This is a genomic window from Providencia rettgeri (genome assembly GCF_023205015.1).
In the GTDB taxonomy this organism is placed as follows: domain Bacteria; phylum Pseudomonadota; class Gammaproteobacteria; order Enterobacterales; family Enterobacteriaceae; genus Providencia; species Providencia rettgeri_E.
In genome coordinates this window covers 3,019,277-3,041,504 of record NZ_CP096258.1, presented here as the reverse complement: position 1 = coordinate 3,041,504, position 22,228 = coordinate 3,019,277, and the positions used below count along the sequence as shown (strand labels likewise).

Here is a 22,228-nt window from a genome sequence, read left to right as displayed (position 1 = left end):
TTGATGGAGAGAATTGAACGCCATGCGTGCTTTGGGGGCTGGCAGGATGTTTATCAACATCAATCCACCGTACTCGGCTGTGAAATGAAGTTTGCCGTCTACCTACCACCACAAGCGAAAACAGCGGCTTGCCCAGTGATTTATTGGTTATCAGGGTTAACCTGTAATGAACAAAACTTTATCACTAAGGCGGGAGCCCAACAATTTGCGGCAGAATATGGCGTGATCCTAATTGCACCAGACACCAGTCCTCGTGGTGCAGAGGTCGCTGATGACGAAGCCTATGATTTAGGGCAAGGTGCTGGTTTTTATGTGAATGCTCAGCAAGCGCCATGGCGCAATCATTACAGGATGTATGATTATATTGTGTCTGAGTTACCCGATTTAGTTGAAACGCATCTGCCTGTAACAGATAAACGCGCTATTTTTGGTCATTCGATGGGAGGGCATGGGGCTTTAATGATTGGCTTACGCAATCCAGGGCGATATTCTAGTTTATCTGCATTTTCTCCGATTGTTGCGCCAACCCAAGTTCCTTGGGGACGAAAAGCCTTTATGGCTTATTTGGGGGAAGAAACGGAGAGTTGGTCCCAATATGATACCGTTGAATTGATTAGAAAATCTGAGGCGATCCCACCTATTTTAGTGGATGTAGGCACTGCGGATCCTTTTTATCAAGAGCAATTAAAACCTGAGTTATTTGCCGGTGTTTGTGACAAAAAGCAATTTGAATATCGATTGAATCTACGGGATGGCTATGATCACAGTTACTACTTTATTAGTAGCTTTATTGGTGAGCATATTGCATTCCATGCACGCTATTTAAACGATATTTGCTAAATAACGATAATTGCTAAATATAGTTAGGTGGGACCAATAACGGGTTTCACCTGACTATCTCTATGATTTTACCATAATAAGACTAAATCGCTATTCGAAGCCCCCGTATGAGAGCTTGCTTATTGCTTTAATGGCACTGATTGCGACATCTTTATTTGGGTCATTACATAATTCAAGCAGCCGATTAATCGTATTATGTTGTTTTGGCCGTATATTACAATCACCTAACGCTGATATGGCAGCTATTTTTACATCATCATTTTTTCTTTTTGTTAAATCAAGTAATGTACTGATGACTTTGTTATCCATTTATTATCCTACTTATGAGTATCACTAAATAAGTTAATTAAAACTCATGTGTTTTTGAGATATTAATTGCAATATTGGGAATGCTACGAAAATAAATAATTTATTAATATCAAAAAACACAACTAATCTGAGTTTTGGTTAATATGGGAGTAATTGAAATAACGGATAAATAGGCAGAAATACGACTAGCTATTCATCCGTTAGTGGCTTTAGAGATAGGGGGATCCAATTAAAATCTTTTGGTTTTAAGAAAAGTATTGAGGAAGGATGTTAATTGTATATTAAAAATGCTCAGAGAGTTTACTCAATGCTTTTATGGCGGACACTGCGACATCTCTATTCGGGTCTTTACAGAGTTCAAGTAAGCGGTTGATTGCATTTCGTTGTTCAACGGTGACTTTATAATCACCTAAAGCAGAAATAGCTGCAATTTTAACATCATCATTTCCTCGATGTGTTAACTCAATTAATGTTTCAATAATGTTATTTTCCATGTAAACCCTTTGAAATACTTACGCGATGCTAAGGTATTCTAAGTGAAGTTACCTGAAATTTATTTTTGAAATATAATGTTTTATTAATACATTATATAAATTCTACGCGTTTGGAGGTTAATAACTGCTTTATTATCTAAAGTGCATTAAAGGAGTAAAGTTGGTGATATGAAAAATTAAAATTATTAAAACTATTGGTTGAATATAAAAATAAATATGAATTGATAATTATTTTGTCAGGCTGAAGTAATAAAGCACTTAACCTTTAAAACGAGTTAGATAAAGTGCTTGTTAAGTTTGAGTTAGTGGCGCAAATAAATGTGAGGTGTATTATTTTCAGGGTGTTGAGTTACACCGAGGTCAGCTTGGTACCAACGCGTTAAGTTTTCAGTTGTTAAAACATCGGTAGGGGAGCCTTGGGCGACCAACTTCCCATCATGAATTAATAACACTTTATCTGCATATAGCGCGGTTAGGTTCAGGTCATGTAATACACAGCAAACGCCTAACGGTCGTTGACGGGTAAGTTGATGTAGTAACCGTAAGCTATGTTGTTGGTGGTATAAATCAAGCGCTGAAGTGGGTTCATCAAGAAACAAACAAGCGGGTTGAGCTGTGGGTTGCCATAATTGCGCTAATACTCGAGCCAATTGAACGCGTTGCTGTTCCCCCCCTGAAAGCTGGCGGTAGTCTCGCTGGCGTAGTGATTGGCAACTGGTTTGTGATAAGGCTTCATCGATGGCGGTGTGTTTATGTTCTGAACCGTAGGGGGTTCTCCCCATCGCAACAACATCTTCAACAGTAAAAGCAAATTGTAAGTGACTATGTTGTTTCATGACGGCACGTTTTCGCGCTAATGCATTATGGTCCCAGTCAAGCATCGCTCGGCCTTCAATAAAGCATGTGCCATGAGTTGGAGTGTTATAGCCTGTTAGCAATTTTAATAGGCTGGATTTTCCCGCGCCATTGGGGCCAATAATCACCACGAATTCCCCTTGCTCAATAGATAAACTCACATTATCTATAAGCGTCTTTTCACTGATTTTATACGATAAATTTTGTGCTTCTAACAAGAACGGTTTTGTTTGCATTTTTAGATCCTCCCTGCAGGCTGTCGCAAAATGAGCCATAAGAAGTAGGGGCCACCAATTAACCCTGTCAGTAAACCAACAGGAATTTCAGCAGGTGCAACCGCAGTCCTCGCGACAGTATCGGCAATCAGTAATAACCCCGCACCGACGATAGCGGAACCAGGAATGAGCCAACGATGATCAGGCCCAAGCGTCATACGAATGAGGTGCGGAACAACGAGGCCGACAAAACCAATAACACCGCTCATAGCAACAGCACAACCGACTAAAATGGCACTGAGGAATAATAAAATAAATTTGGTTCGTTCGACATTAAGCCCGAGGTAATGTGCATCTTCATCCCCTAATTGCAGAATATTGAGTTTATTTCCCTGCATTAAGCAGATAGCACAAATAGGCAGAATAACGGAAGCTGCGATGGTCAATGATGTCCAATCAACATTACCGAGTGTCCCCATCATCCATAAGCTAAATGTTCTGAGTTGTTGGTCATTGCTGATATAGCTAAGAACACCAATGAATGACATGCACAGGGCATTGATAGCGATGCCCGCAAGAAGTAATTTTGCGAGGTTGCCATTTGATGAGCGATTTAAGCTAAAAATAATAAAAGAAACGGCTAGGCTACCGATAAAAGCGGCAGCAACATGGCCATATCCTTGCATCACGGTAGGCAATGAAACCGAGAAAACAATAAATGCAGCAACGGATAGGGCTGCACCGCTGCTGATACCGAGCAAGCTCGGATCGGCGAGGGGATTACGAAATAACCCTTGCATAATGGCACCAGACACCGCCAAAGCAAGGCCGACTAAAATGGCAATTAACACACGAGGAAGGCGGATATTCAGCCATATCTGCCAATCCGAGTCTGTGGCAGATGCCTGCCACAGTGCTTTTAATGAAAAGTTCATTGCGCCTGCATTCGACGCGATGAGAACTAAGCCACCAAGTGCGAACAATAAAACGATAATCACCAAAAATGGGTTTTTAAAGCGACTCATTGGGATTTTTCTAATGCCTCACGTAGTTGTTTCATGACTTCAGGCGTACCTAAACTGAAGGTGAGCATGCCGACATCATCAACAACCAGAAGCGCTTTATTTTTCCCCGCGGGGGTCATTGACATTCCTTGTAATTTCCACACTTTTTCTATTCCGCCTAATGATTTAACCCCTTCTTTGGTGAAAATGATTAAATCGGGTTGGCTTGATAGCAAACCTTCTTGGGATAGAGGACGATAGCTGTCGAAGCTGCTCATGGCATTTTTTGCACCGACTGCGTTAATCACGCTGTCTGCCGCTGTGTGCCGTCCTGCTGCTAAAGGCATAACACCACCGTGGCTCATAATGAACAGGACTTTTTTATCGATAGGAGTTGTATTTACTTGGCTGAGCTGTTGGTTAAATTGATCAACTAATTGCTTTCCTTGCTCTGTTTTACCGACCACGTTAGCGATGGTGGTAATTTTTTCTGGAATGGCTTCTAAACTGGGTTTCCCTGTCACCTTGATAATTTTTACGCCACTTTTTTCGATTTGCGAGAGAGCCATTGAGGGTTTGGCTAACTCACTCGCAAGGACTAAAGTCGGGCGCATTGACAGCACACCTTCTGCGTTAAGCATACGCATATAGCCCACATCAGGGAGCTTGGTGGCTTGCTCTGGGTGAAGGCTGGTGCTGTCACGGGCGACGAGCTGTTCCTGTGCTCCGAGTTCATACACAATTTCCGTCACATCACCCCCTAAGGTGACGATACGTTCTGCTGCATAAGAACCAAAAGAGATAAACAGCGTTGATAAGATTAGAAGCCATTGTTTCATAATAAGTTACCTATTTTAAATGCGGGGTAATGCGGTGACTTGTTGGCGCCATTGCTCTTGCTCTGGAGTCCCTTCCGTACGCTGCCCATACATTTGTGCGATTTGATTTCCTTGGTTATCGAAGACTTCAAGGCTAGTCACATGGCCATCTTGTGTTGGCTTGCGTGTGACCCAGCATTCGGCAATCCCATTTTCAATCATGTGCAAGGTGAAATCAGGATTGAAAATATTTAGCCACTTTAAGTCTGAACCTTCACTTTGATATGGCATGATTTTTTTGATTTCACCAGTAAAAATTTGCACACATCCGCGGTTGCCCACAAAAATCATAATTTCGTTTTGATCTTTGAACGCAGTATTAATCAGCTGATTGAAGGAATCATTAGGCACTTTCCACGCTAAATCATCGCTAACCGCAGCGAAAACTTGCTGACGGCTGAGGTTGTTTTTTTTGAGCAGAACAAAGAACTGGTGAACGTCCGTCATGTTGCGCCACTCTTGCTCTAACTGTTGTTTCAGTTCTTCGCTGACGGGCTGATTAGTAAATGCAGCCGCAGGCTCGTGAGTTAACTCGGCATTGTCTGGCGTAGCGTATTTTTCAATCAGTGCTTGCCATGCCGCCATATCCGTTTCATCGGTGGTGTAAACTTTATGTAGTGCATCACCTTGTTTATCAAAGAATTGGATACTGTGACGTTCACCGTGCTTGCTGTCTTCTGTCAAAGCAAATATAGCGTCCCAATGGCTAAAAAACATCCGTAAATCAAGAGCTCGAGGGTTTAAAATCAAACCGCCATGGGGGCTAAATGTCGCATTGTCATAACGGCCAACTTGCTCATGAACCACATACTCGTTACGGGTAATCGCTTTCACTTTTCCAACAGTGGCTAATTCTGTCAATAAAGTGGGGGCATCGACGTTTAAACGAACCGCTTTGTCGTGGCCAACACGACTATGCAGCAGCTGAGCTTCAGATACATTTAAATAGGCGGCGAGATCGCGAGCGTATTTGGCTTTGTTATCTGTTTTTGCTTGTTGGTAACGCTCGTAAAGTGCTGAATTCACGTTTATCTCCTTAATATTGTGTGAATTACCATTGGAAGCTGACAAGCAGCTTGGCATTACGTCCATCTTGAGGAATGCCTTGTGATGAGTAATATTCTTTATCAAAAGCATTGCCTAATACGACACTGGTTCCTAACCCTTTGAGTTGCCCGTCACCTTGGTAGCTGACGTAGAAGTCATGTACGGCATAGCCGGCTTGTTGTTCTGCTTTAGAAGCTTTATTGAATTCAGTATGGCGTGTGAATTCGCCTAACCAGCCCACGGAAAAACCGCTGTCTGAGATAGGCACGGCCAGATTACTGGTGACAGAATCAGGCTTAATTGATGTGATGGATTTTCCATTAGATTCATCTTTTCCTTCAGTATGGTTATAAGCCAAACTCCAGTTGAAATAGTCTGTTTTATAATCCATTGAGGCATCCCATCCCCAAATTTTGGCACGTTTAGTATTGATTGATGTGGTGTAGTTATTTTGCAGAACATATCTATCAACATTCACATATGTGTTGATGTAATCTTTCGCTTTGGTATCAAAATAGCTGGCTTTAAATTGCAGGTTGTCACGATCCATCAATAGGTCATCGAAACGTAAGCCAAATCCATACTCAGCAGTACGGGTTGATTCAGGTTTCAGGTTAGGATTGGGTCTCCATCTATTGACGATTGGCCCCATTTGGAAGTGGACCTCGTCGTTATACATTTCCATCATGGAAGGGGCTCGGAAGGCTTCTGAATATGACGCAAATAGCATTGACCACTCTGTTGGTGTAATGCTAACGGCACCTTTAGATGACCATTTGCCTTTTTTCACATCTTCATTGCCATCTGATGTGGCTTTATAGTGGTCATAACGCGTACCGACAATAAAGGAAACAGGCAAATCTTTTAGGCTAATTTCATCTTGTAAAAAGCCGGATGCAAAGGTGATGTCCGCATCGGGGAATTGGGTGGTGGCAGCATAAGGAGTTTGTTTTTGCTTATAAGCTTCACTGCCGTAAGTTAGGTTATGCGACGCTAATGGCAAGTCATAAAAGTTAGAGCGGTTATCTGCTTTTATGCCATAGGTTTTTTGTGTTCGGCCTTCATAGGGGGTTCCTTGGCCTTTTGCCGTAATGTTTATATCGGAGTAATAAGGCGTGACTTTAAAATTTAACCAGTCCTGTGAACCTGGCTTAATTTGATAAGTCAGCTGAGCATCACGTTGGCGGGTGGTGCGGTTCACTTTTAGATTGTCACTCCCTGCATTAATTTCTTGCGGGTTTTTAGGCTCATTGGCATCGTTGTTGTAGTAACGCATTTGGCCTGATAATTTCTGTGCATCATCGATTTGCCATGTACCTTTCGCCAGCAGGTTACCGATGGTTTCTTTGTTTTTCATGTCATCGCCATTACTCATGCGGACATTACCAGTTTCTTTGGTAACAAAGCTGAAGAGGCCATCAAGGTTATCACTACGGCCAAACGCAGTGCCGCCGAAACCGAAACTATGATCGCCAGTAGCGGCTTCGGTAAAGACACGGAAACCGTGGCCTTGGCCTTCACGCAACAAGTCTTTGGCATCAACAGTTTCCCAAGCAATCACACCGCCCATAGCACCACTGCCATAGAGTAGAGCAGAAGGGCCGCGAATGATTTCAACTTGTTTAATCAAGGCAGGGTCGATAAAGGTGCCATTGACGTGGCCTGTATCTGTGCCTTGGCGAATACCATCAACCAAAGTCAAAATGCCGCGTCGATCAAACCCACGCATATAAATATCTTGTCCATTCGCTCGGCTGGTTCCCGTGACGCCAATCCCTGGGACTTTACGTAAAATATCATTGACCGTGCTGGCCGTTTTTGTTTCAGGTGAATTATTTTTGATCACTGTGACCATCATCGGGGTTTCGAAGCTGTCACGTTCGCTCCCTGTCGCATAGACGGTCATCACATCATGATGATTTTTTTTGGGTGTTGGCTCTGGTGTTTGTGCGTGAGCACTTGCTATCACGCCTAAGATGGCGCTGGTCAGGACTGACATTCGCAAAACAGGGGACATAATTGTGATACTCCATATAGTTTTTATCTGTATTAAGCAGAGTGAATTCGTATTAATTGATGACGTTGAGTTGGTCTGGAGGACCTGAATTCGGTATGACACAGGAAAAATTGCATGTAAGTAGTGTCTGAACATAGCAAGAGGAGTAAACAAATAATGAAGCTATAAAGCTGAGGTAATAGCAGGCTATTGTTTTATGGTTAGCCGTACTACTTTGGATGTGGCACATTAACGCTACCGCTGTGCGATAGTCAGGTATCGAGTGGCTATCCTTGCTAGTTCGATATTTAGCAGCACAAATGTGAAATACAGACGTCAGTTTAAACTCCATAAGAAACCTTTTCCTATGTTTAGATTAAGCTGGCTGCCTGGATAATTGCTCTAGGTGGCTTGCGAATTAAATTTTGGTACGACTTATTTTGGGTCTGGCTTACTTAGTTAAGATCAACTTACCTGTACGTGTTTGTCTCAATTGATAAAGCTCGCCATTATGTTGAATTGAGACCTTACCTGCAGGGCCCAATAATTGTTGGCTTTCTATCACGTCAGTTTTTACGGTGTGTTTTGCCGTTTCGACGGTATTTTCTGCAACTGGGGCTGTCATATTATTTACCATACTAAGTTTGTTGATAATCGAAATGATATTGAGAATGATTATCTTTAGAATAGTTGTTAATATCAAGCAATTTTCACAATCAAACAACAAAAGAGCCACAAATAACTAAGTTAGTACGAAAAAACAGCATTAATCTAGTGGATCCTCACTGGCCGGGCTATAATCGAATGTATCCATTCATTGCATGGGTGAATAAAATGAAAATATTACTATTAGGTGCGACAGGCCTTGTGGGCAGCCATGTTTTATCATTGGCACTTGCTGACTCGCGTGTGACTCAGGTGATAGCGCCAACACGATATGCATTAGCAGAACATGAGAAATTACAAGCACCTATTGTAGATTTTAATCATTTACCGGACGACGCTGCATTATGGGAAGTCGATGCTGTGATTTGTGCGCTGGGCTCAACCCTCAAAGCGGCGGGCTCGAAGGCGGCATTTCGCCTAGTAGACTACACCTATCCATTAACCTGTGCACAGCTGGCCAAAAAATGGCATTGCCCAACATTTGTATTGACTTCTGCGTTGGGGTCAAATGCGAAGTCACCATTTTTCTATAGTCGAGTGAAAGGGCAGCTTGAACAAGATTTAATGTCACTGGGGTTTGATTCTTTAACTTTAGTTCGCCCGAATGTGATTAGTGGTGACCGCCAAAAAGTGCGTTTGGGTGAAGTCGTTGTGATCCGTATTATTTCCTGTCTATCATCTATATTGCCCGCGAGCTGCCAAGTTAGCCCCGCAACAAATATTGCGAAAGCATTATTTGAGGCTGCAATAAATCCCACTAAAGGGGTTCATGTTATTTCATCTAAACAGCTTATATAACACTGGGTAGTTCATTTTTCTTTTGAGTGTTATAGGGAATAGATAAAAATATTCATTTTTTGATGAAGGTAACATTCTGTAATAAAACTGTAATAAAAATGTAACAATTAGGTGTTTTCACTTATTGTTACCACTAAATTATTGTCATATTTTTGCCTGCTTGTACTTTTAGCCGGGGTTGAATATGTCAATATTTAAAGAACAACCAGATATACCAGTCACAATGTCGAAATCTGAAATCGACGCTAAATATAAATACTGGCGATTACACTTAATGATTGTCAGTTATATTGGCTATGCCGTTTTTTATTTCACACGCAAAAGCTTTAATTTTGTTATGCCTGAAATGCTAACTGATTTAGGTATTACAAAGGCCGATATAGGGATGGTTGGAACCGCATTTTACCTGACTTATGGGGCATCTAAATTTCTTTCTGGCATCATTGGTGACCGTTCAAATCCACGTTATTTTATGGGGATTGGCTTGATAGCAACAGGCGTTGTAAACATCCTGTTTGGGCTAACCTCTTCAATCAGTATGTTTATCGTGTTGTGGATGGTAAATGCCTTTTTCCAAGGTTGGGGTTGGCCGCCTTGTGCAAAAATACTTAACACATGGTATTCACGTAATGAACGAGGGCTTTGGTGGGCCATTTGGAATACATCACATAATATTGGTGGCGCGATAATTCCAATTCTATCGGGCGGTGTCGCATTAGCCCTTGGCTGGCGCTATGGGATGATCATTCCGGGAATTATTGCCATTGTGATTGGTATTGGATTATGTATTTTATTACGTGATAGGCCTCGGACAATGGGCTTACCGACGGTTGGTGAATGGCGAAATGATCTTGAAGAATTAAAATATGAAGCCAAAGGGGCGGGTTTACCTTTAGGCAAAATATTGAACGAATATATCTTTAAAAATAAAGTGTTATGGGTTCTTGCTATATCATATGCAGTGATTTATATCGTCAGAACAGGGATAAATGACTGGGCAAACCTGTATTTAATTGAAGAGCACGGTTTTAATTTATTGTCGGCCAATGCTGTCGTCATGATGTTTGAAATTGGCGGTTTCTTTGGTGCGATTGTTGCAGGATGGGGCTCCGATTTAATCTTTAAAGGAAATCGTGCGCAAATGAATGTCATTTATGCGCTCGGGATTATTATCACGTCATTCTGTTTATGGATTGTTCCTGTTGATAACGAATATGTATTTTCTTTCTTATTCTTTATGACTGGGTTCTTCATTTTTGGTCCTCAATTTTTGATTGCGATGGCAGCCGCTGAAAACTCGCATAAAAATGCCGCAGGCGCTTCAACAGGGTTTGTTAGCTTGTTTGCCTATATTGGTGCATCAATTGCAGGGTATCCATTATCAATCGTCATTGAAAAATACCAATGGAATGGTTTCTACTCCTTGTTATTAACTCTATCAATTTTCTTAATTTTGTTATTAATTATTGCAATGATAATGACGAAGAAAAAAGTTAGCGTAGAAGGTTAATGCAGACTGGTTTGTTAGCAACAGAGCCCACAAATGTGGGCTTTTTTCATTTGAGAGCTACCCCTGAATCTGAGCTAATGAACCATACAAATCATAAAGCGTTTCATATTCATCTTGCTGATAAAATCGAATTTTATCCCAGCAAAATTGTTTAGCAACTTCCACCGTAAACCTTGTGGCATCAATTAATTCGCTTTCATAACTTGCACCTGTTTCACAGCCAGGAACAATCGATTTAGCGGTAATGGCAAGGCCAACAACGGGGGCGTGTGTTGCAACATGTGGTTGCATTATAGAATTAAAATGATAAACACCGTTATCATAAGGGGAAATATCTTGTGTGGTGATAGGGAACGTTTTCGCGACATCCCCTGTAGCATATTCCAGTAAGCGCACTAAATCAGGTGCGACACGTAAAATATAGCCTTGCTTAGCGGTGGGGGAAATAGCAATACCTCGCTGTTTAATGATGCTATTTCCCTTTGAAGTATCGATGGATAAAATTGCATCCATCTGCTCATCGACTTCATATCGGTTCATGGTATTGGATGAAACTGGCATCCCCATAAAATCAACAGGATCATGAGGGGTAATCGAAACGTGAGTGGCGATATGAGAGCTAATAATGACGTCTCCTTTGAGGCGTTGCCCCTTCGCCGCCATATCCAACAGTTTCATTGCGCTGGCAAAGGCAACAATTGAACCATCTGCATCAGAAACCAGCCCAATACGATCCGGTTGTGCCTGTTGTGCGCCTAAACGACCGATAATGCCTAAAGTCGGGTAAGGGCCTCCACGGTGTTTACCCTCAGAGCCAGGGATCAGCACTTTAATGAAATGGCATAATTTACTCGTATCCTCTGGAAATTCATAAGGAATCGAGGTAACTGTGATGATGGCATCATTTGAGCTAATAGATTGATTTGAATTAACAGAATGAAGTAATGCAGCCATTTTTTCACCATCAACATCAGGGGTGTCTAATAGGTCATAAACTTGACTTAGATAATTCAAGGACATTATTGTGCTCCTTTAATGATATCTAATTTAAATGGTTTATTGGTGGGAATTTCTTCGATCTTATTAGGAGCGCGTAACCATAAGGCATTTTGATCACCTAAAATGGTCCCATGATCATTTTCTATAAATAATGCGGTACCTTCATACAGTGCGATCAATTCTTCTGTGGGGTTAATCGTTAAAAACTCATTTAAACGCTCTTCACGACTTTCCCCATTATGACCAACTGGTTTACCAGAAATAAAGTGTGGGTTAATTTGAAATGGGCAAATATTCAGCGCATTAAATGAAGGTGGTTGGACAATTGGCATATCATTGGTGGTGCGTATAGTCGGTGTTGCGACATTACTACCTGCACTCCATCCCATATAGGGAATATTTTCTTGTTTCACTCGCTGTGAAATCAACTCTACTACTTTGGCATCATATAGGCGTTTTAATAGGGCGAAGGTGTTTCCACCACCAATAGCAATAGCTTGTGCTTGTTTGACTGCCACGACAGGGTCGCTAAAGTGATGAATTGACGTTAATTCATAACCTAATGCATTAAATACGGGTTGTACAATTGATTCAAAATCATCAAAACTGAATGTAACTGCGGCATAAGGAATAAATAAAATGTGTTGTTTTTTATGTTGCAATAAACGATGGATTTGTTCGTCAGCATGTTGTAAGTAATTCATATTCCTCATGCGAGAACTACTCATTAATAATGCGTTAGTCATTCTCATATTCCTTTTTTATTTCTTTCATTGAATTAATTAATAAATCGATTTCTTTTTCACTATTAAAATAATGAAGTGATAAACGAGCCATTTTTTCTATTTGATAGAATTTTAAAATTGCCGTTGCCATAAAATGGCCTGATTCGATAATGATATTTTTAGCTTCTAATTTTTGCATTAAGACATCAGAGGAAATCCCATTAATATTAAATGGAATAATTCCTATTCGCTGGTGACTATTATTAGGACCATAAATTTCGATGCCAGAAAGTAGAGATAATTGCTGCATAGCATATTGAGTGAGTGTCTGGTTACGGCTTTCAATTTGTTCAATACCGATATTGACGGCATAGTCTAAAGCAGAATCTAAACTAATAATGGCAGGAACATTAGGGCAGCCCGCTTCAAACCGTTTTGCCGTTTGAGGTATAATGACGTCACCTGTTTTTGGGTCAATTGAACTATTCCACCAACCCACGAGTGTTGGGTTTAATAGTGGGACTAACGGTTCACGAACAAAGAGAATGCCGCTCCCTTCTATGGCCCTTAACCCTTTTCGGCCACAAGAAGACATAAAATCACATTGCCACGTTTGTACATTAACGTTATACATACCAAGTGCTTGTGAAGCACTAACATGGCTAAGTACGCCATGCTTTCTAGCGATTTCACAAATTGCCTGTACGGGTTGAATTACCCCCGTTATGTTGGATAACGCAACGAAACTGATGAGCTTTGTTTTAGAGGTTATCGCTTGCTCGATAGATTCAGGTGAAATGACACCATAGCTGTCAGCACTCACCTTAATAATTTTTATCCCTTTTTCATGTGTTAATAACTGCCAGATTGCAATATTGCTGAGCATCTCAGTATCAGGAATTATGACTTCGTCGCCAGCTTGCCAAGAAATACCTCTGGCAATTAAACTAATAGATTCTGTACCATTTTTAGTGAATGCAATTTCACTGGGTTTTGCATCGATAAATGCAGCCAACTTTTGCCGACAAATTTCAACTTGATCATAGGTTTGCTTGCGAAAACTCGGTAAATAAATCCCTTGCTCCGCGGTTTTATCAAGATAACGTTTTACGGCTTCTATTACGGGTTTTGGTGGTGGTGCAGCGGCACCCGTATCAAAGTAAGCATAGTGTTGTGAAACCAGAGTGTCTTTTTGCACTTGTAACCAGATATTCGTCATTATTATTTCCTATAAAATTATTTAACCCAGAAGGAAAGCAGTTTTGCTTTAAGAGTTGGCAGGAAAGCTTTAGCCGTGGAGTAAAGAGCATCGCCGGCAATAAGCCCACCAGCGAAAGTTGAAATTTTATCGGAACTGATATTGAAGAAACGCTCAATGATAATTCGAACTGCGAGTGCAGTAAGAACAGTCCAACCTGCAATAGGATAGTTAATCATTAAGCCAGTTGAAAAGAGTACGCCAATCTGGTTTTTAGCACCGCCAATTAACTGAATAATGGCACCAGGTATTGCCCACAATAATAACATCATAGCGACATTTGATGAGCTACCCGCTTGGATAGTTGCGGCATAAAGCCTTGATGCAGGAACTATTTTATCTTGCTCGAAATAAAAATCAGATGTGAGAGCAACGACGACTAAGGCGCAGGAAAAGCCGATAATAGCGGCAAAATATTGTTGTTTTCTACCATAATATTCTGCAGATTGATTTTTACCATAACCGCGGATCATAAACCCCGTTTTTAGATCGAACCCCATGTCGGCAAAGGCGGGGCCTGTTGCGGCACAAAAACCGACTAAAACGGCTAATGCCTCAGGGGGGAAACCTAATAAAATACCAATCATCAATGAGATAAGAGCGGCTGCAGTTGCTGGAAACCAACCAGAATGCATTGCCGCCATGCCCACAATCATCTCTTGGATTAACGCGGCTAAGGTCGCAAAAATAAGGAATCCAATAAGCTGAGGTAATGTCATTGTGATAAATATTTGGCTAATAAATGTGAGTGCTAGTGCGGTTAAAAAATAGAATGTTGCGCCCTTGATTAAGGTTGATTTGATACGTTTGCTACTATGGCGCAGTTCATCGCTTTCCTCGTTCTGTTGCTGGCTGTCTTTTTTGTTGCGAAAAACAATGGCACCAATTTGGATTAATGCGACGATACCTGCGCCAATCATCACGCCATGCGGGACATAGTTTTCATATAAATTATAGGTAATTAGTCCTGACTCAGAAAAACCACGAATGAGTAGGCCAATAGCAAACATGAATAATGCGAAAATACTGCCAATCAAAGCAATACCTGCAGACGCCATTGGGATACCAAAACCTGCACCAATAGCTCCTGCAGCAAAGCCAGTCAGTAATGCACCTAGTCGTTTCCCACCTTTGTTTCCTGCCCACAAAGTTTCCGCGGTGGCAACACCAGCAGGCCAAGAGGCACTGGCAGGATAGGCTCGGGTATTAAACAAGCCATATAAAATCGTGCCATCAATGATAATCGCAATGAAAGCACCTGCCAGCATTGGGTAAATTAATTCAGGTATACCCAATGCCCATGGCACACCAATGGCAACTATTAAGCCATTTGCTGCGGCAAAGGTTGCTGCAGAGATACTGGTTTGAATTAAATTTTGTGCATCGATAAATTTAAATGATGCGAATATAGAAAGTGGGATGCGAGATAATAAAATGGCGAGAACAGCTCCGATTATTGATGTATTTGCGGATATTCCTAGTGTGACAATAATTTGAATACCAATAATAGCACCGACAAAAGATAAAATAATTATTGCAATGAGTAGTGCTGGAGAAAAAATAGATACACGTACCTCAGTATCATTTTTATCGTGAGATATATTCATAGAGTTACCTATTTTATTTTAATAATTAATAACTACTTTTATCCTATATTTTCCATAAATTAAAATATGGCGGATAACTTATTGGCTGTTGACTTTAATAAAGGGTAATACTCAGTTAAATTTTTACTTTGACTTGATGCTGCAATACATAAAGATCCTAAAACACCTTTTTCAAAAGAAAATATAGGAACGGATAACCCTTGCGTTCCTGCTAAATAAGCTTCCTTTGAATATGCATATCCTTCTTCAGCATAGAGACTTAATTGCTTTCTTAGTAAGGTGTTATTTTGCAAATTATATTTAGAAAGGTATTCATCAATATAAGAAATACCCATTGAGCTTAAAATAATTTGTGTAAATGGGGCTTCATGTAAGCTCAACGCTTCCCCTTCTTTCGATGTAAAGCGGATAAGATGGTCGCTTTCTAAAATAAAATTACAAATAGCGATATCATTGTAACGGCGATAAATAAATATAGTTTCATGGGTTTTATCAGCGAGTGGGCGTAAGTAGTCACTCGCTAATTGTGAAAACTGGCGTGTGTTATTGGCTAAATGACCAATTTCAATACATCGCAAACCTAATAAATATTCTTTATTCTTATTTTTTTGTAAGAAACCTTGCTCTTCGAGAATATTAAAACCTCGCTGTACAACGGAAGGGCTTTTATCAAGATGGCGAGCTAGTTCTCGCACTCCCCATACGGGCTTTCTGATTGAAAAATAATCTAACAAGGTTAATACGAACCCAGCGGATTGTAGTCGGTTATTCATCGCTTCCCCTGTCTGCCATCAATTGAATTAGCACTATTGTTATATTGTTGTTCCTGATAAAGGAACAGTGTGCCGTTTAATAACACAGACATATTTAGATGAAATAATATGCAAAGTAAATGGTTTGTTGCTGCGATGTTAAGTAGATCACTAAAACAGTCGGCCACATTTATCTAATTTTTTCATGTTGTCTTTAATCATATGAAATCAATATGTTTTTTTTAGTTCTGAGTTGTTCCTACTAGCGAAACAATAGAAAGCACTAAATAGCTAAATGAGGTATTGGTGAGAGTAAGAGAAGCAGGCTGTTTTTCTTGATAGGGCCCATCCATTGAGAAAATAGGCTATTTTATATTTTTGTGTAAACGTTTACACTAAGTCGAGATTGATCACAGAATCTTATCCCAACTCGTTGTTATACTCCGTAGCAATGGTACGTTGGAAGACAGATTGTAATTTAGGCGGTATTGGGGGAAGAGAAATGCAACAGGTTGAAATACTCGTTACAGGTGGGCTTGGATATATCGGTAGTCATACTTGTGTTCAATTGATAAAAGCAGGGCTATCACCAGTTATTATAGATAATTTGTGTAATGCAAAGAAAGAAGTGCTTAATCGTATTGAGGTATTAACCGGTGTACGTCCGGTATTTTATCAATATGATGTCCGAAACGAGCAACAGCTCTCCTCTGTTTTTTCTTCTCATCAATTTCATTCAGTTATTCATTTTGCAGGGTTAAAAGCGGTTGGGGAATCGGTAGAAAAACCCCTTAAATACTATGATGTTAATTTCAATGGAACATTGGTATTACTGCGCTGTATGCAAGAAGCAAACGTGAAAAGTTTGATTTTTAGTTCGTCAGCCACGGTATATGGTGAACCCAGCCATTTACCTATCACTGAAGCGTTTCCAACGGGTAATACTCAAAGCCCTTATGGCACCAGTAAATATATGGTTGAGCGTTGTTTATCTGATGTATTTCGCTCGGATCCGTCATGGTCATTAACATTATTACGTTATTTCAACCCGGTTGGTGCCCACCCATCAGGTTTAATAGGCGAAGACCCGCAAGGGATCCCAAATAATTTAACGCCTTATATCACCCAAGTAGCGATAGGAAAAAGAGAAAAATTGGTGATTTATGGAAACGATTACCCTACGGTGGATGGAACAGGAGTTCGTGATTATATTCATGTTATGGATTTGGCTGATGGCCATGTTGCTGCCCTGCAAGGGGTTGGCAATCAAGCAGGATTACATTGCTACAATCTAGGTACGGGTAACGGCACCAGTGTTTTGCAGATGTTGCACGCCTTTGAAAAAACAGTTGGAAAAGCCATTCCTTATGTGATTGAACCACGCCGTGCTGGGGATATCGCAGAATATTGGTCAACACCAGAAAAAGCATACCGTGAACTCGGATGGCAAGCGGAGCGAACCCTAGAGGATATGGCGACTGACAGCTGGCGTTGGCAATCAAATAATCCCAATGGCTATGAGGTTTAGGAGATAAATGAAATGAATACAATGCCATTTAACCCGTCTGATTGCCCTCATCGTCGTTATAACCCATTAACGGGGCAGTGGGTTCTGGTGTCTCCTCATCGAGCAAAACGACCGTGGAGCGGTAAAGATGAAAAACCATCAATAGAGGAGTTGCCTCAATATGATGAGCATTGTTTCCTTTGCCCGGGTAATACACGGGTTTCAGGGGAAGTGAATCCTAACTATCAGGGAACTTATGTCTTCCAAAACGACCATGGTGCGCTATTAGCACAACCCTGCGCCCAACCTGATAATCAATCTGAATTGTTTCAGTCACAATCGGTGAGTGGTGTCAGCCGAGTGATCTGTTTTTCACCTGATCACAGTAAAACGCTGCCAGAACTGTCGGTATCTGACATTGAAGGCGTTGTCGAAACATGGCAACAACAAATTGCTGAGTTAGGTGCGCGTTATACTTGGGTTCAAGTTTTTGAAAATAAAGGGGAAATAATGGGGTGTTCTCAACCTCATCCTCATGGACAAATTTGGGCGAGTGATTTTTTACCGAATGAAATTGCACGCAAGGACCATTTTCTCGCGCAATATTATCAACGCCATGGTCGTAACTTATTGACCGATTACATTAAAGCGGAACAGCAAGATGGTTCACGGATTGTTGTCGAAACTGAAGAGTGGATTGCTCTTGTCCCTTATTGGGCGGCTTGGCCATTTGAAACCATGCTGTTGCCGAAACGACATATTCGACGTATGGATGAAATGAATGAAACTATTCGTGCAGACCTTGCTGTTGCGCTAAAAAAACTCACAAGCCGTTACGATAATCTATTTCACTGTTCTTTCCCATATTCAATGGGGTGGCACTTTGCGCCTTTTATGAATGACAGCCAAGGCATTGAACATTGGCAATTACATGCCTTGTTTTATCCACCATTATTGCGCTCAGCGACAGTGAAAAAATTCATGGTGGGTTATGAAATGTTAGCGGAAACCCAGCGGGACCTCACACCTGAACAAGCCGCACAACGTTTGCGTGATGTGAGTGACTGCCATTATAAACAAAGCTAAACCGCTAAATGATTTATCAAATTACAATTAACTTAGCTGTTTGCTGGGTTAAGCAAATTACGCATTAAGGATAATTAAAAATGGAAACGTTAAAGCAAACTGTTGCCTCCTCGTTTGAAAAGACCTTTGGTTATCAACCTGAAATTTATGTTCAAGCCCCAGGGCGCGTGAATATTATCGGTGAACATACTGACTACAATGATGGTTTTGTATTGCCTTGTGCCATTGACTACCAAACGATGACCGCCGCGTCAAAACGAGATGACCGTATAATCCGAGTCGTTGCGGCTGACTACCATAATGAGTGCGATGAATTCAGCTTGGATAGCGAAATTGCATTTTTGCCTGAAAAAATGTGGGCAAACTATATTCGCGGTGTCGTGAAGTTCCTTTTACAACGTGGGTTTTCATTTAACGGTTGCGATATTGCTGTGAGTGGAAATGTACCGCAGGGGGCAGGTTTGAGTTCTTCTGCCTCACTCGAAGTGGTGATTGGGCAGACACTGAAAGCATTGTATCAATTAGATATTAGTCAACAAGATATCGCACTGAATGGCCAACAAGCGGAGAACCAATTTGTCGGTTGTAACTGCGGCATTATGGACCAACTTATTTCAGCTTGTGGTGATGAAGGTCATGCTCTATTGATTGATTGCCGCAGTTTAGCGCTATTTCCTATTTCCATCCCTGATGATTTGGTTGTGATGATAATCAATTCAAATAAACAACGTGGCTTGGTTGGAAGTGAATACAATACTCGTCGCCAACAATGCGAAGAAGCCGCTAATTTGTTTGGGGTGAAAGCGTTACGCGATGTCACTTTTGATGAGTTTTTACAGAAGCAGCATCAATTATCCCCTGTTGTTGCTAAGCGAGCCAAGCACGTGATCAGTGAAAACGAGCGAACTTTGGCAGCAGCAAAAGCATTAACACAGAATGATTTATTGCAGCTAAGCGAGCTAATGGCGCAATCACATATTTCTATGCGTGATGATTTTGAAATTACAGTTCAAGAAATTGATACTTTAGTGGATATCGTTAAGTCCGTTTTAGGTACTCAAGGTGGGGTGCGAATGACTGGCGGAGGCTTTGGTGGTTGTGTGGTGGCATTAATGCAGCAACAATGTGTGCAGCCTGTAATTGACGCAGTAGAAGCGCAATACCAGAAAGCGACAGGTCTGCAAGCCGATATTTATGTTTGCCAACCAAGCTCAGGTGCGAGTGTGGTAAGTTAAAACCAAATTAACATATTGAAAAAGTTGATATAACATGCTGTTTAATCAAGAAAAAAATCAAACACCCAAAGTCATAGTGTTAACCAATAAAAATGGTATAGAAATGACCCTGACAAGTCTAGGGGCAAGCTGGATGAGCTGTATTCTGCCGCTAGCGAGTGGAAAACGGGATGTCGTTTTAGGTTCACCGAATGTGGAGCAACACGCAGAGCAGGATGTGTATTTGGGCGCGACCGTTGGGCGCGTGGCTAACCGTATCGCAAATGCCCGTTTTTCCATTCACGGTGAAAATTACTCAGTATCAGCCAATCAAGGGGCGCATTGTTTACATGGCGGGAAAGATAATTTTAGTTATCGTATTTGGGCTGTTTCGCAACTAAGTGCCCAAAAGGTAATTTTTTCACTTACCTCACCGGATGGTGATCAAGGTTTTCCAGGGGAATTGCGTGTTGAAGTGAGTTATGAGTTAACAGATGAAAATCAAGTGATTATCCGTTATAAACACCAAACTACGAAGGTCTGCCCTGTAAATCTAACCAACCATACTTACTTTAATTTGGCGGGGGAGGGTAGCGAAAAAACGGTGTTAGATCACGCTCTGACGATACACGGTGATTATTATTTACCAACAGATAAAACAGGGATCCCGAGTGGAGAGTGGCGTGATGTCACTGGTAGTAATTTTGACTTTCGCCAAAGCAAACTCATTGGTCGTGATTTTCTACAAGACAATGACCAAGTTGCAGCTGGGGGCTATGACCACACTTTTGTGCTTGATTCAGCCTGTATCGATGGGCGCAAAGCGGTAGCATCGTTGAGCGCTCCTGAGGGAGACGTAAAAATGAATATTTTTACAACGATGCCCACCATGCAGCTTTATACCGGGAATTATTTGGTTTCAGTCGCAGGTAAAACCAAATCGTATGCGCCTTTTTCCGGGGTGGCATTTGAAACGCAGTTTCCTCCTGATGCCGTTAATCATCCCGAATGGGGAGAGCGATACAGCCCAATTTCACAGCCTAATCAAATTTATTGTAGTGAAACCTGTTATCAATTTATGTTCTAAATCTAGACATCATTAACACCGCATCTCCGCGGTGTTTTCTTTTTTGCACCATAAACCCATTATTTTAATTTAAATAATTTTAATATGCGCTATGCCATTGTTTTTAATCCTAGGGCATTGTTTAATAAGCCATCCTAATTGTAGAGGTATACGATGGCGACAATCAAAGATGTGGCAAAAGAAGCCGGTGTGTCGGTTGCAACTGTTTCTCGAGTGATTAACCAATCACCGAAGGCGAGTCAAGCTTCTATTGTCTCAGTAAAGAGTGCAATGAATAAGCTGGGTTATCGTCCCAATGCCGCAGCTCGTGCTCTTGTGAACCAAAGTTCAAATACCATTGGGGTGTTAGTTAACGATGTTTCCGACCCTTTTTTTGGCGTGATGGTCAAAGCCGTTGATGGCGTAGCGCATAAAAACGGTAAACATATTCTGATTTGTAATGGTTACCATAACGCAAAGGAAGAGCGCCAATCTATTGAGCTGTTGATCAACAACCGCTGTGATGCTCTGGTGATCCACTCTAAAGCACTTGATGATGCAGAATTGCTACAATATGCGAAAGAAGTCCCAAGTATGGTACTGATAAACCGCCATATTGATGAAATTGCAAACCGCTGTATTTCATTAAATAATTACAAGGGCGCTTATTTAGCGACAGAGCATCTCATTCGACATGGTCATACTAAAATTGCGTACATTTCTTCAAATCACCAAATTGAGGATGCGGTGCAACGTTTACAAGGTTATCGGGATGCATTAAAAAATAATGGTATTCAACTGTCTGATAGTTATATTGAATATGGCGTGCCGTATGGAGAAGGTGGAGAGCAAGCGATGACGAACTTGCTGATAAAATCGCTCGAAATTACAGCGGTCGTGGGTTATAACGATTTTATGGCTGCAGGAGCCATCGCAGTATTAGATGAAAATGAAATTCACTCGCCAGAACAGGTCTCAGTGATTGGTTTTGATGATGTGTTGATTGCCCGCTATATCCACCCACGCTTAACAACCATTCGTTACCCTATCCAAATGATGGCAGAAAAAGCCACCCAGCTAGCACTCTCTTTAGCGAGAGGGGAAAAAACAACAGGTGAAAGCTTGATTTACTCTCCGACATTGGTTCAGCGTAATTCAGTTAGACCTTTGCACGCTTAACTCCTATATAGGTCATAGAATGACATTATTTTGTGTAAACGTTTTCATTCATATTTGATGGAGTTCACGGTTTTACTATAAAACAGATTTCCTGCCATCACTATTTTTCTATCTATCAATGATTTTTTGTATTAATTTCGGCTAGTTAGCTCATTAAGTTAATATTTTAGAGGATATTGTGAAAATATGTGATTCATTTAACGGTGAAATTTTGTGGTAACGT

21 protein-coding genes are annotated in these 22,228 nt (G+C 41.0%); 8 read left to right on the top strand and 13 right to left on the bottom strand.

The features are described from left to right. Window positions 1-3: 3 nt before the first annotated feature. Entirely contained in the window at window positions 4-840 is an 837-nt protein-coding gene (fghA, locus tag M0M83_RS13915; RefSeq protein WP_248466778.1) for an S-formylglutathione hydrolase, read from the top strand. A gap of 90 nt (window positions 841-930) precedes the next feature. On the opposite strand, the gene M0M83_RS13910 is transcribed toward fghA, so the two are convergent. The 8 genes from M0M83_RS13910 to hemP form a co-directional block, all read right to left on the bottom strand. Beyond that, a complete protein-coding gene (locus M0M83_RS13910; protein ID WP_213914350.1) occupies window positions 931-1,149 on the bottom strand; it encodes a HEAT repeat domain-containing protein in 219 nt (72 codons plus the stop codon). A gap of 281 nt (window positions 1,150-1,430) precedes the next feature. Then, complete coding sequence (locus tag M0M83_RS13905; protein ID WP_213914349.1) at window positions 1,431-1,643, bottom strand: HEAT repeat domain-containing protein; 213 nt, start codon at window positions 1,641-1,643, stop codon at window positions 1,431-1,433. Between the two features lie 302 nt (window positions 1,644-1,945). Further along, window positions 1,946-2,734 carry a heme ABC transporter ATP-binding protein gene (locus tag M0M83_RS13900; RefSeq protein WP_213914348.1) on the bottom strand — a complete coding sequence of 263 codons (789 nt, stop codon included), beginning with the start codon at window positions 2,732-2,734 and terminating at the stop codon, window positions 1,946-1,948. 2 nt (window positions 2,735-2,736) lie between these two features. Beyond that, on the bottom strand, window positions 2,737-3,738 hold the full coding sequence (locus tag M0M83_RS13895; protein WP_213914347.1) for a FecCD family ABC transporter permease: 1,002 nt from the start codon (window positions 3,736-3,738) through the stop codon (window positions 2,737-2,739). Further along, entirely contained in the window at window positions 3,735-4,556 is an 822-nt protein-coding gene (locus M0M83_RS13890) for a heme/hemin ABC transporter substrate-binding protein (protein ID WP_125894042.1), read from the bottom strand. Before M0M83_RS13890 ends, M0M83_RS13895 begins: the two co-directional genes overlap by 4 nt. A gap of 15 nt (window positions 4,557-4,571) precedes the next feature. Then, window positions 4,572-5,621, bottom strand: coding sequence for a hemin-degrading factor (locus tag M0M83_RS13885; RefSeq protein WP_125894040.1), 1,050 nt, complete (start codon window positions 5,619-5,621; stop codon window positions 4,572-4,574). 25 nt (window positions 5,622-5,646) lie between these two features. Then, window positions 5,647-7,659: a TonB-dependent hemoglobin/transferrin/lactoferrin family receptor gene (locus M0M83_RS13880; protein ID WP_248466777.1), complete on the bottom strand. Its 2,013-nt coding sequence runs from the start codon at window positions 7,657-7,659 to the stop codon at window positions 5,647-5,649. A 430-nt stretch (window positions 7,660-8,089) separates the two neighbouring features. Next, window positions 8,090-8,263, bottom strand: a complete 174-nt coding sequence (hemP, locus tag M0M83_RS13875) for a hemin uptake protein HemP (protein ID WP_229597470.1) — start codon at window positions 8,261-8,263, stop codon at window positions 8,090-8,092. A gap of 209 nt (window positions 8,264-8,472) precedes the next feature. On the opposite strand from hemP, the gene M0M83_RS13870 reads away from it, so the two are divergent. Both M0M83_RS13870 and uhpC read left to right on the top strand, forming a co-directional pair. Beyond that, a complete protein-coding gene (locus M0M83_RS13870; RefSeq protein WP_213914345.1) occupies window positions 8,473-9,102 on the top strand; it encodes an NAD(P)H-binding protein in 630 nt (209 codons plus the stop codon). 184 nt (window positions 9,103-9,286) lie between these two features. Beyond that, on the top strand, window positions 9,287-10,612 hold the full coding sequence (gene uhpC / locus M0M83_RS13865; RefSeq protein WP_248466776.1) for an MFS transporter family glucose-6-phosphate receptor UhpC: 1,326 nt from the start codon (window positions 9,287-9,289) through the stop codon (window positions 10,610-10,612). 57 nt (window positions 10,613-10,669) lie between these two features. Here uhpC and M0M83_RS13860 read toward each other — a convergent pair whose 3' ends face one another. The 5 genes from M0M83_RS13860 to M0M83_RS13840 are packed head-to-tail and all read right to left on the bottom strand — an operon-like array spanning window position 10,670 to window position 15,974. Then, a complete protein-coding gene (locus tag M0M83_RS13860) occupies window positions 10,670-11,632 on the bottom strand; it encodes a DUF1177 domain-containing protein (protein WP_213914344.1) in 963 nt (320 codons plus the stop codon). Next, the gene (pepE, locus tag M0M83_RS13855) at window positions 11,632-12,357 is read right to left on the bottom strand and encodes a dipeptidase PepE (RefSeq protein ID WP_213914343.1); all 726 of its coding nucleotides are present in this window, start codon (window positions 12,355-12,357) and stop codon (window positions 11,632-11,634) included. The genes M0M83_RS13860 and pepE overlap by 1 nt, the downstream gene beginning before the upstream one ends. Further along, entirely contained in the window at window positions 12,350-13,555 is a 1,206-nt protein-coding gene (locus M0M83_RS13850; protein WP_213914342.1) for an aminotransferase class V-fold PLP-dependent enzyme, read from the bottom strand. Before M0M83_RS13850 ends, pepE begins: the two co-directional genes overlap by 8 nt. Before the next feature lie 17 nt (window positions 13,556-13,572). Then, window positions 13,573-15,201, bottom strand: coding sequence for an OPT/YSL family transporter (locus M0M83_RS13845; RefSeq protein WP_248466775.1), 1,629 nt, complete (start codon window positions 15,199-15,201; stop codon window positions 13,573-13,575). 59 nt (window positions 15,202-15,260) lie between these two features. Continuing rightward, the gene (locus M0M83_RS13840; RefSeq protein WP_213914340.1) at window positions 15,261-15,974 is read right to left on the bottom strand and encodes an IclR family transcriptional regulator; all 714 of its coding nucleotides are present in this window, start codon (window positions 15,972-15,974) and stop codon (window positions 15,261-15,263) included. Between the two features lie 481 nt (window positions 15,975-16,455). Here M0M83_RS13840 and galE point away from each other — a divergent pair, with 481 nt between their 5' ends. The 5 genes from galE (at window position 16,456) to M0M83_RS13815 (ending at window position 22,005) form a co-directional block, all read left to right on the top strand. After that, the gene (galE, locus tag M0M83_RS13835) at window positions 16,456-17,481 is read left to right on the top strand and encodes a UDP-glucose 4-epimerase GalE (RefSeq protein ID WP_248466774.1); all 1,026 of its coding nucleotides are present in this window, start codon (window positions 16,456-16,458) and stop codon (window positions 17,479-17,481) included. 12 nt (window positions 17,482-17,493) lie between these two features. Beyond that, window positions 17,494-18,546 (top strand): UDP-glucose--hexose-1-phosphate uridylyltransferase, encoded by a 1,053-nt coding sequence (locus M0M83_RS13830; protein ID WP_125894030.1) that lies wholly within the window; start codon window positions 17,494-17,496, stop codon window positions 18,544-18,546. Window positions 18,547-18,626: 80 nt separating this feature from the next. Continuing rightward, on the top strand, window positions 18,627-19,781 hold the full coding sequence (galK, locus tag M0M83_RS13825; protein ID WP_248466773.1) for a galactokinase: 1,155 nt from the start codon (window positions 18,627-18,629) through the stop codon (window positions 19,779-19,781). Window positions 19,782-19,884: 103 nt separating this feature from the next. Beyond that, entirely contained in the window at window positions 19,885-20,847 is a 963-nt protein-coding gene (locus M0M83_RS13820; protein WP_336432189.1) for a galactose-1-epimerase, read from the top strand. Window positions 20,848-21,000: 153 nt separating this feature from the next. After that, window positions 21,001-22,005, top strand: a complete 1,005-nt coding sequence (locus tag M0M83_RS13815; protein ID WP_248466772.1) for a substrate-binding domain-containing protein — start codon at window positions 21,001-21,003, stop codon at window positions 22,003-22,005. Window positions 22,006-22,228 lie beyond the last annotated feature (223 nt).

What these genes read in the sequence shown, in the direction of transcription:
- fghA (WP_248466778.1), top strand. Translation starts at nt 4, where the DNA reads ATGGAGAGAATTGAACGCCATGCGTGCTTTGGGGGCTGGCAGGATGTT.
- M0M83_RS13910 (WP_213914350.1), bottom strand. Translation starts at nt 1,149, where the DNA reads ATGGATAACAAAGTCATCAGTACATTACTTGATTTAACAAAAAGAAAA.
- M0M83_RS13905 (WP_213914349.1), bottom strand. Translation starts at nt 1,643, where the DNA reads ATGGAAAATAACATTATTGAAACATTAATTGAGTTAACACATCGAGGA.
- M0M83_RS13900 (WP_213914348.1), bottom strand. Translation starts at nt 2,734, where the DNA reads ATGCAAACAAAACCGTTCTTGTTAGAAGCACAAAATTTATCGTATAAA.
- M0M83_RS13895 (WP_213914347.1), bottom strand. Translation starts at nt 3,738, where the DNA reads ATGAGTCGCTTTAAAAACCCATTTTTGGTGATTATCGTTTTATTGTTC.
- M0M83_RS13890 (WP_125894042.1), bottom strand. Translation starts at nt 4,556, where the DNA reads ATGAAACAATGGCTTCTAATCTTATCAACGCTGTTTATCTCTTTTGGT.
- M0M83_RS13880 (WP_248466777.1), bottom strand. Translation starts at nt 7,659, where the DNA reads ATGTCCCCTGTTTTGCGAATGTCAGTCCTGACCAGCGCCATCTTAGGC.
- hemP (WP_229597470.1), bottom strand. Translation starts at nt 8,263, where the DNA reads ATGACAGCCCCAGTTGCAGAAAATACCGTCGAAACGGCAAAACACACC.
- M0M83_RS13870 (WP_213914345.1), top strand. Translation starts at nt 8,473, where the DNA reads ATGAAAATATTACTATTAGGTGCGACAGGCCTTGTGGGCAGCCATGTT.
- uhpC (WP_248466776.1), top strand. Translation starts at nt 9,287, where the DNA reads ATGTCAATATTTAAAGAACAACCAGATATACCAGTCACAATGTCGAAA.
- M0M83_RS13860 (WP_213914344.1), bottom strand. Translation starts at nt 11,632, where the DNA reads ATGTCCTTGAATTATCTAAGTCAAGTTTATGACCTATTAGACACCCCT.
- pepE (WP_213914343.1), bottom strand. Translation starts at nt 12,357, where the DNA reads ATGACTAACGCATTATTAATGAGTAGTTCTCGCATGAGGAATATGAAT.
- M0M83_RS13850 (WP_213914342.1), bottom strand. Translation starts at nt 13,555, where the DNA reads ATGACGAATATCTGGTTACAAGTGCAAAAAGACACTCTGGTTTCACAA.
- M0M83_RS13845 (WP_248466775.1), bottom strand. Translation starts at nt 15,201, where the DNA reads ATGAATATATCTCACGATAAAAATGATACTGAGGTACGTGTATCTATT.
- M0M83_RS13840 (WP_213914340.1), bottom strand. Translation starts at nt 15,974, where the DNA reads ATGAATAACCGACTACAATCCGCTGGGTTCGTATTAACCTTGTTAGAT.
- galE (WP_248466774.1), top strand. Translation starts at nt 16,456, where the DNA reads ATGCAACAGGTTGAAATACTCGTTACAGGTGGGCTTGGATATATCGGT.
- M0M83_RS13830 (WP_125894030.1), top strand. Translation starts at nt 17,494, where the DNA reads ATGAATACAATGCCATTTAACCCGTCTGATTGCCCTCATCGTCGTTAT.
- galK (WP_248466773.1), top strand. Translation starts at nt 18,627, where the DNA reads ATGGAAACGTTAAAGCAAACTGTTGCCTCCTCGTTTGAAAAGACCTTT.
- M0M83_RS13820 (WP_336432189.1), top strand. Translation starts at nt 19,885, where the DNA reads ATGACCCTGACAAGTCTAGGGGCAAGCTGGATGAGCTGTATTCTGCCG.
- M0M83_RS13815 (WP_248466772.1), top strand. Translation starts at nt 21,001, where the DNA reads ATGGCGACAATCAAAGATGTGGCAAAAGAAGCCGGTGTGTCGGTTGCA.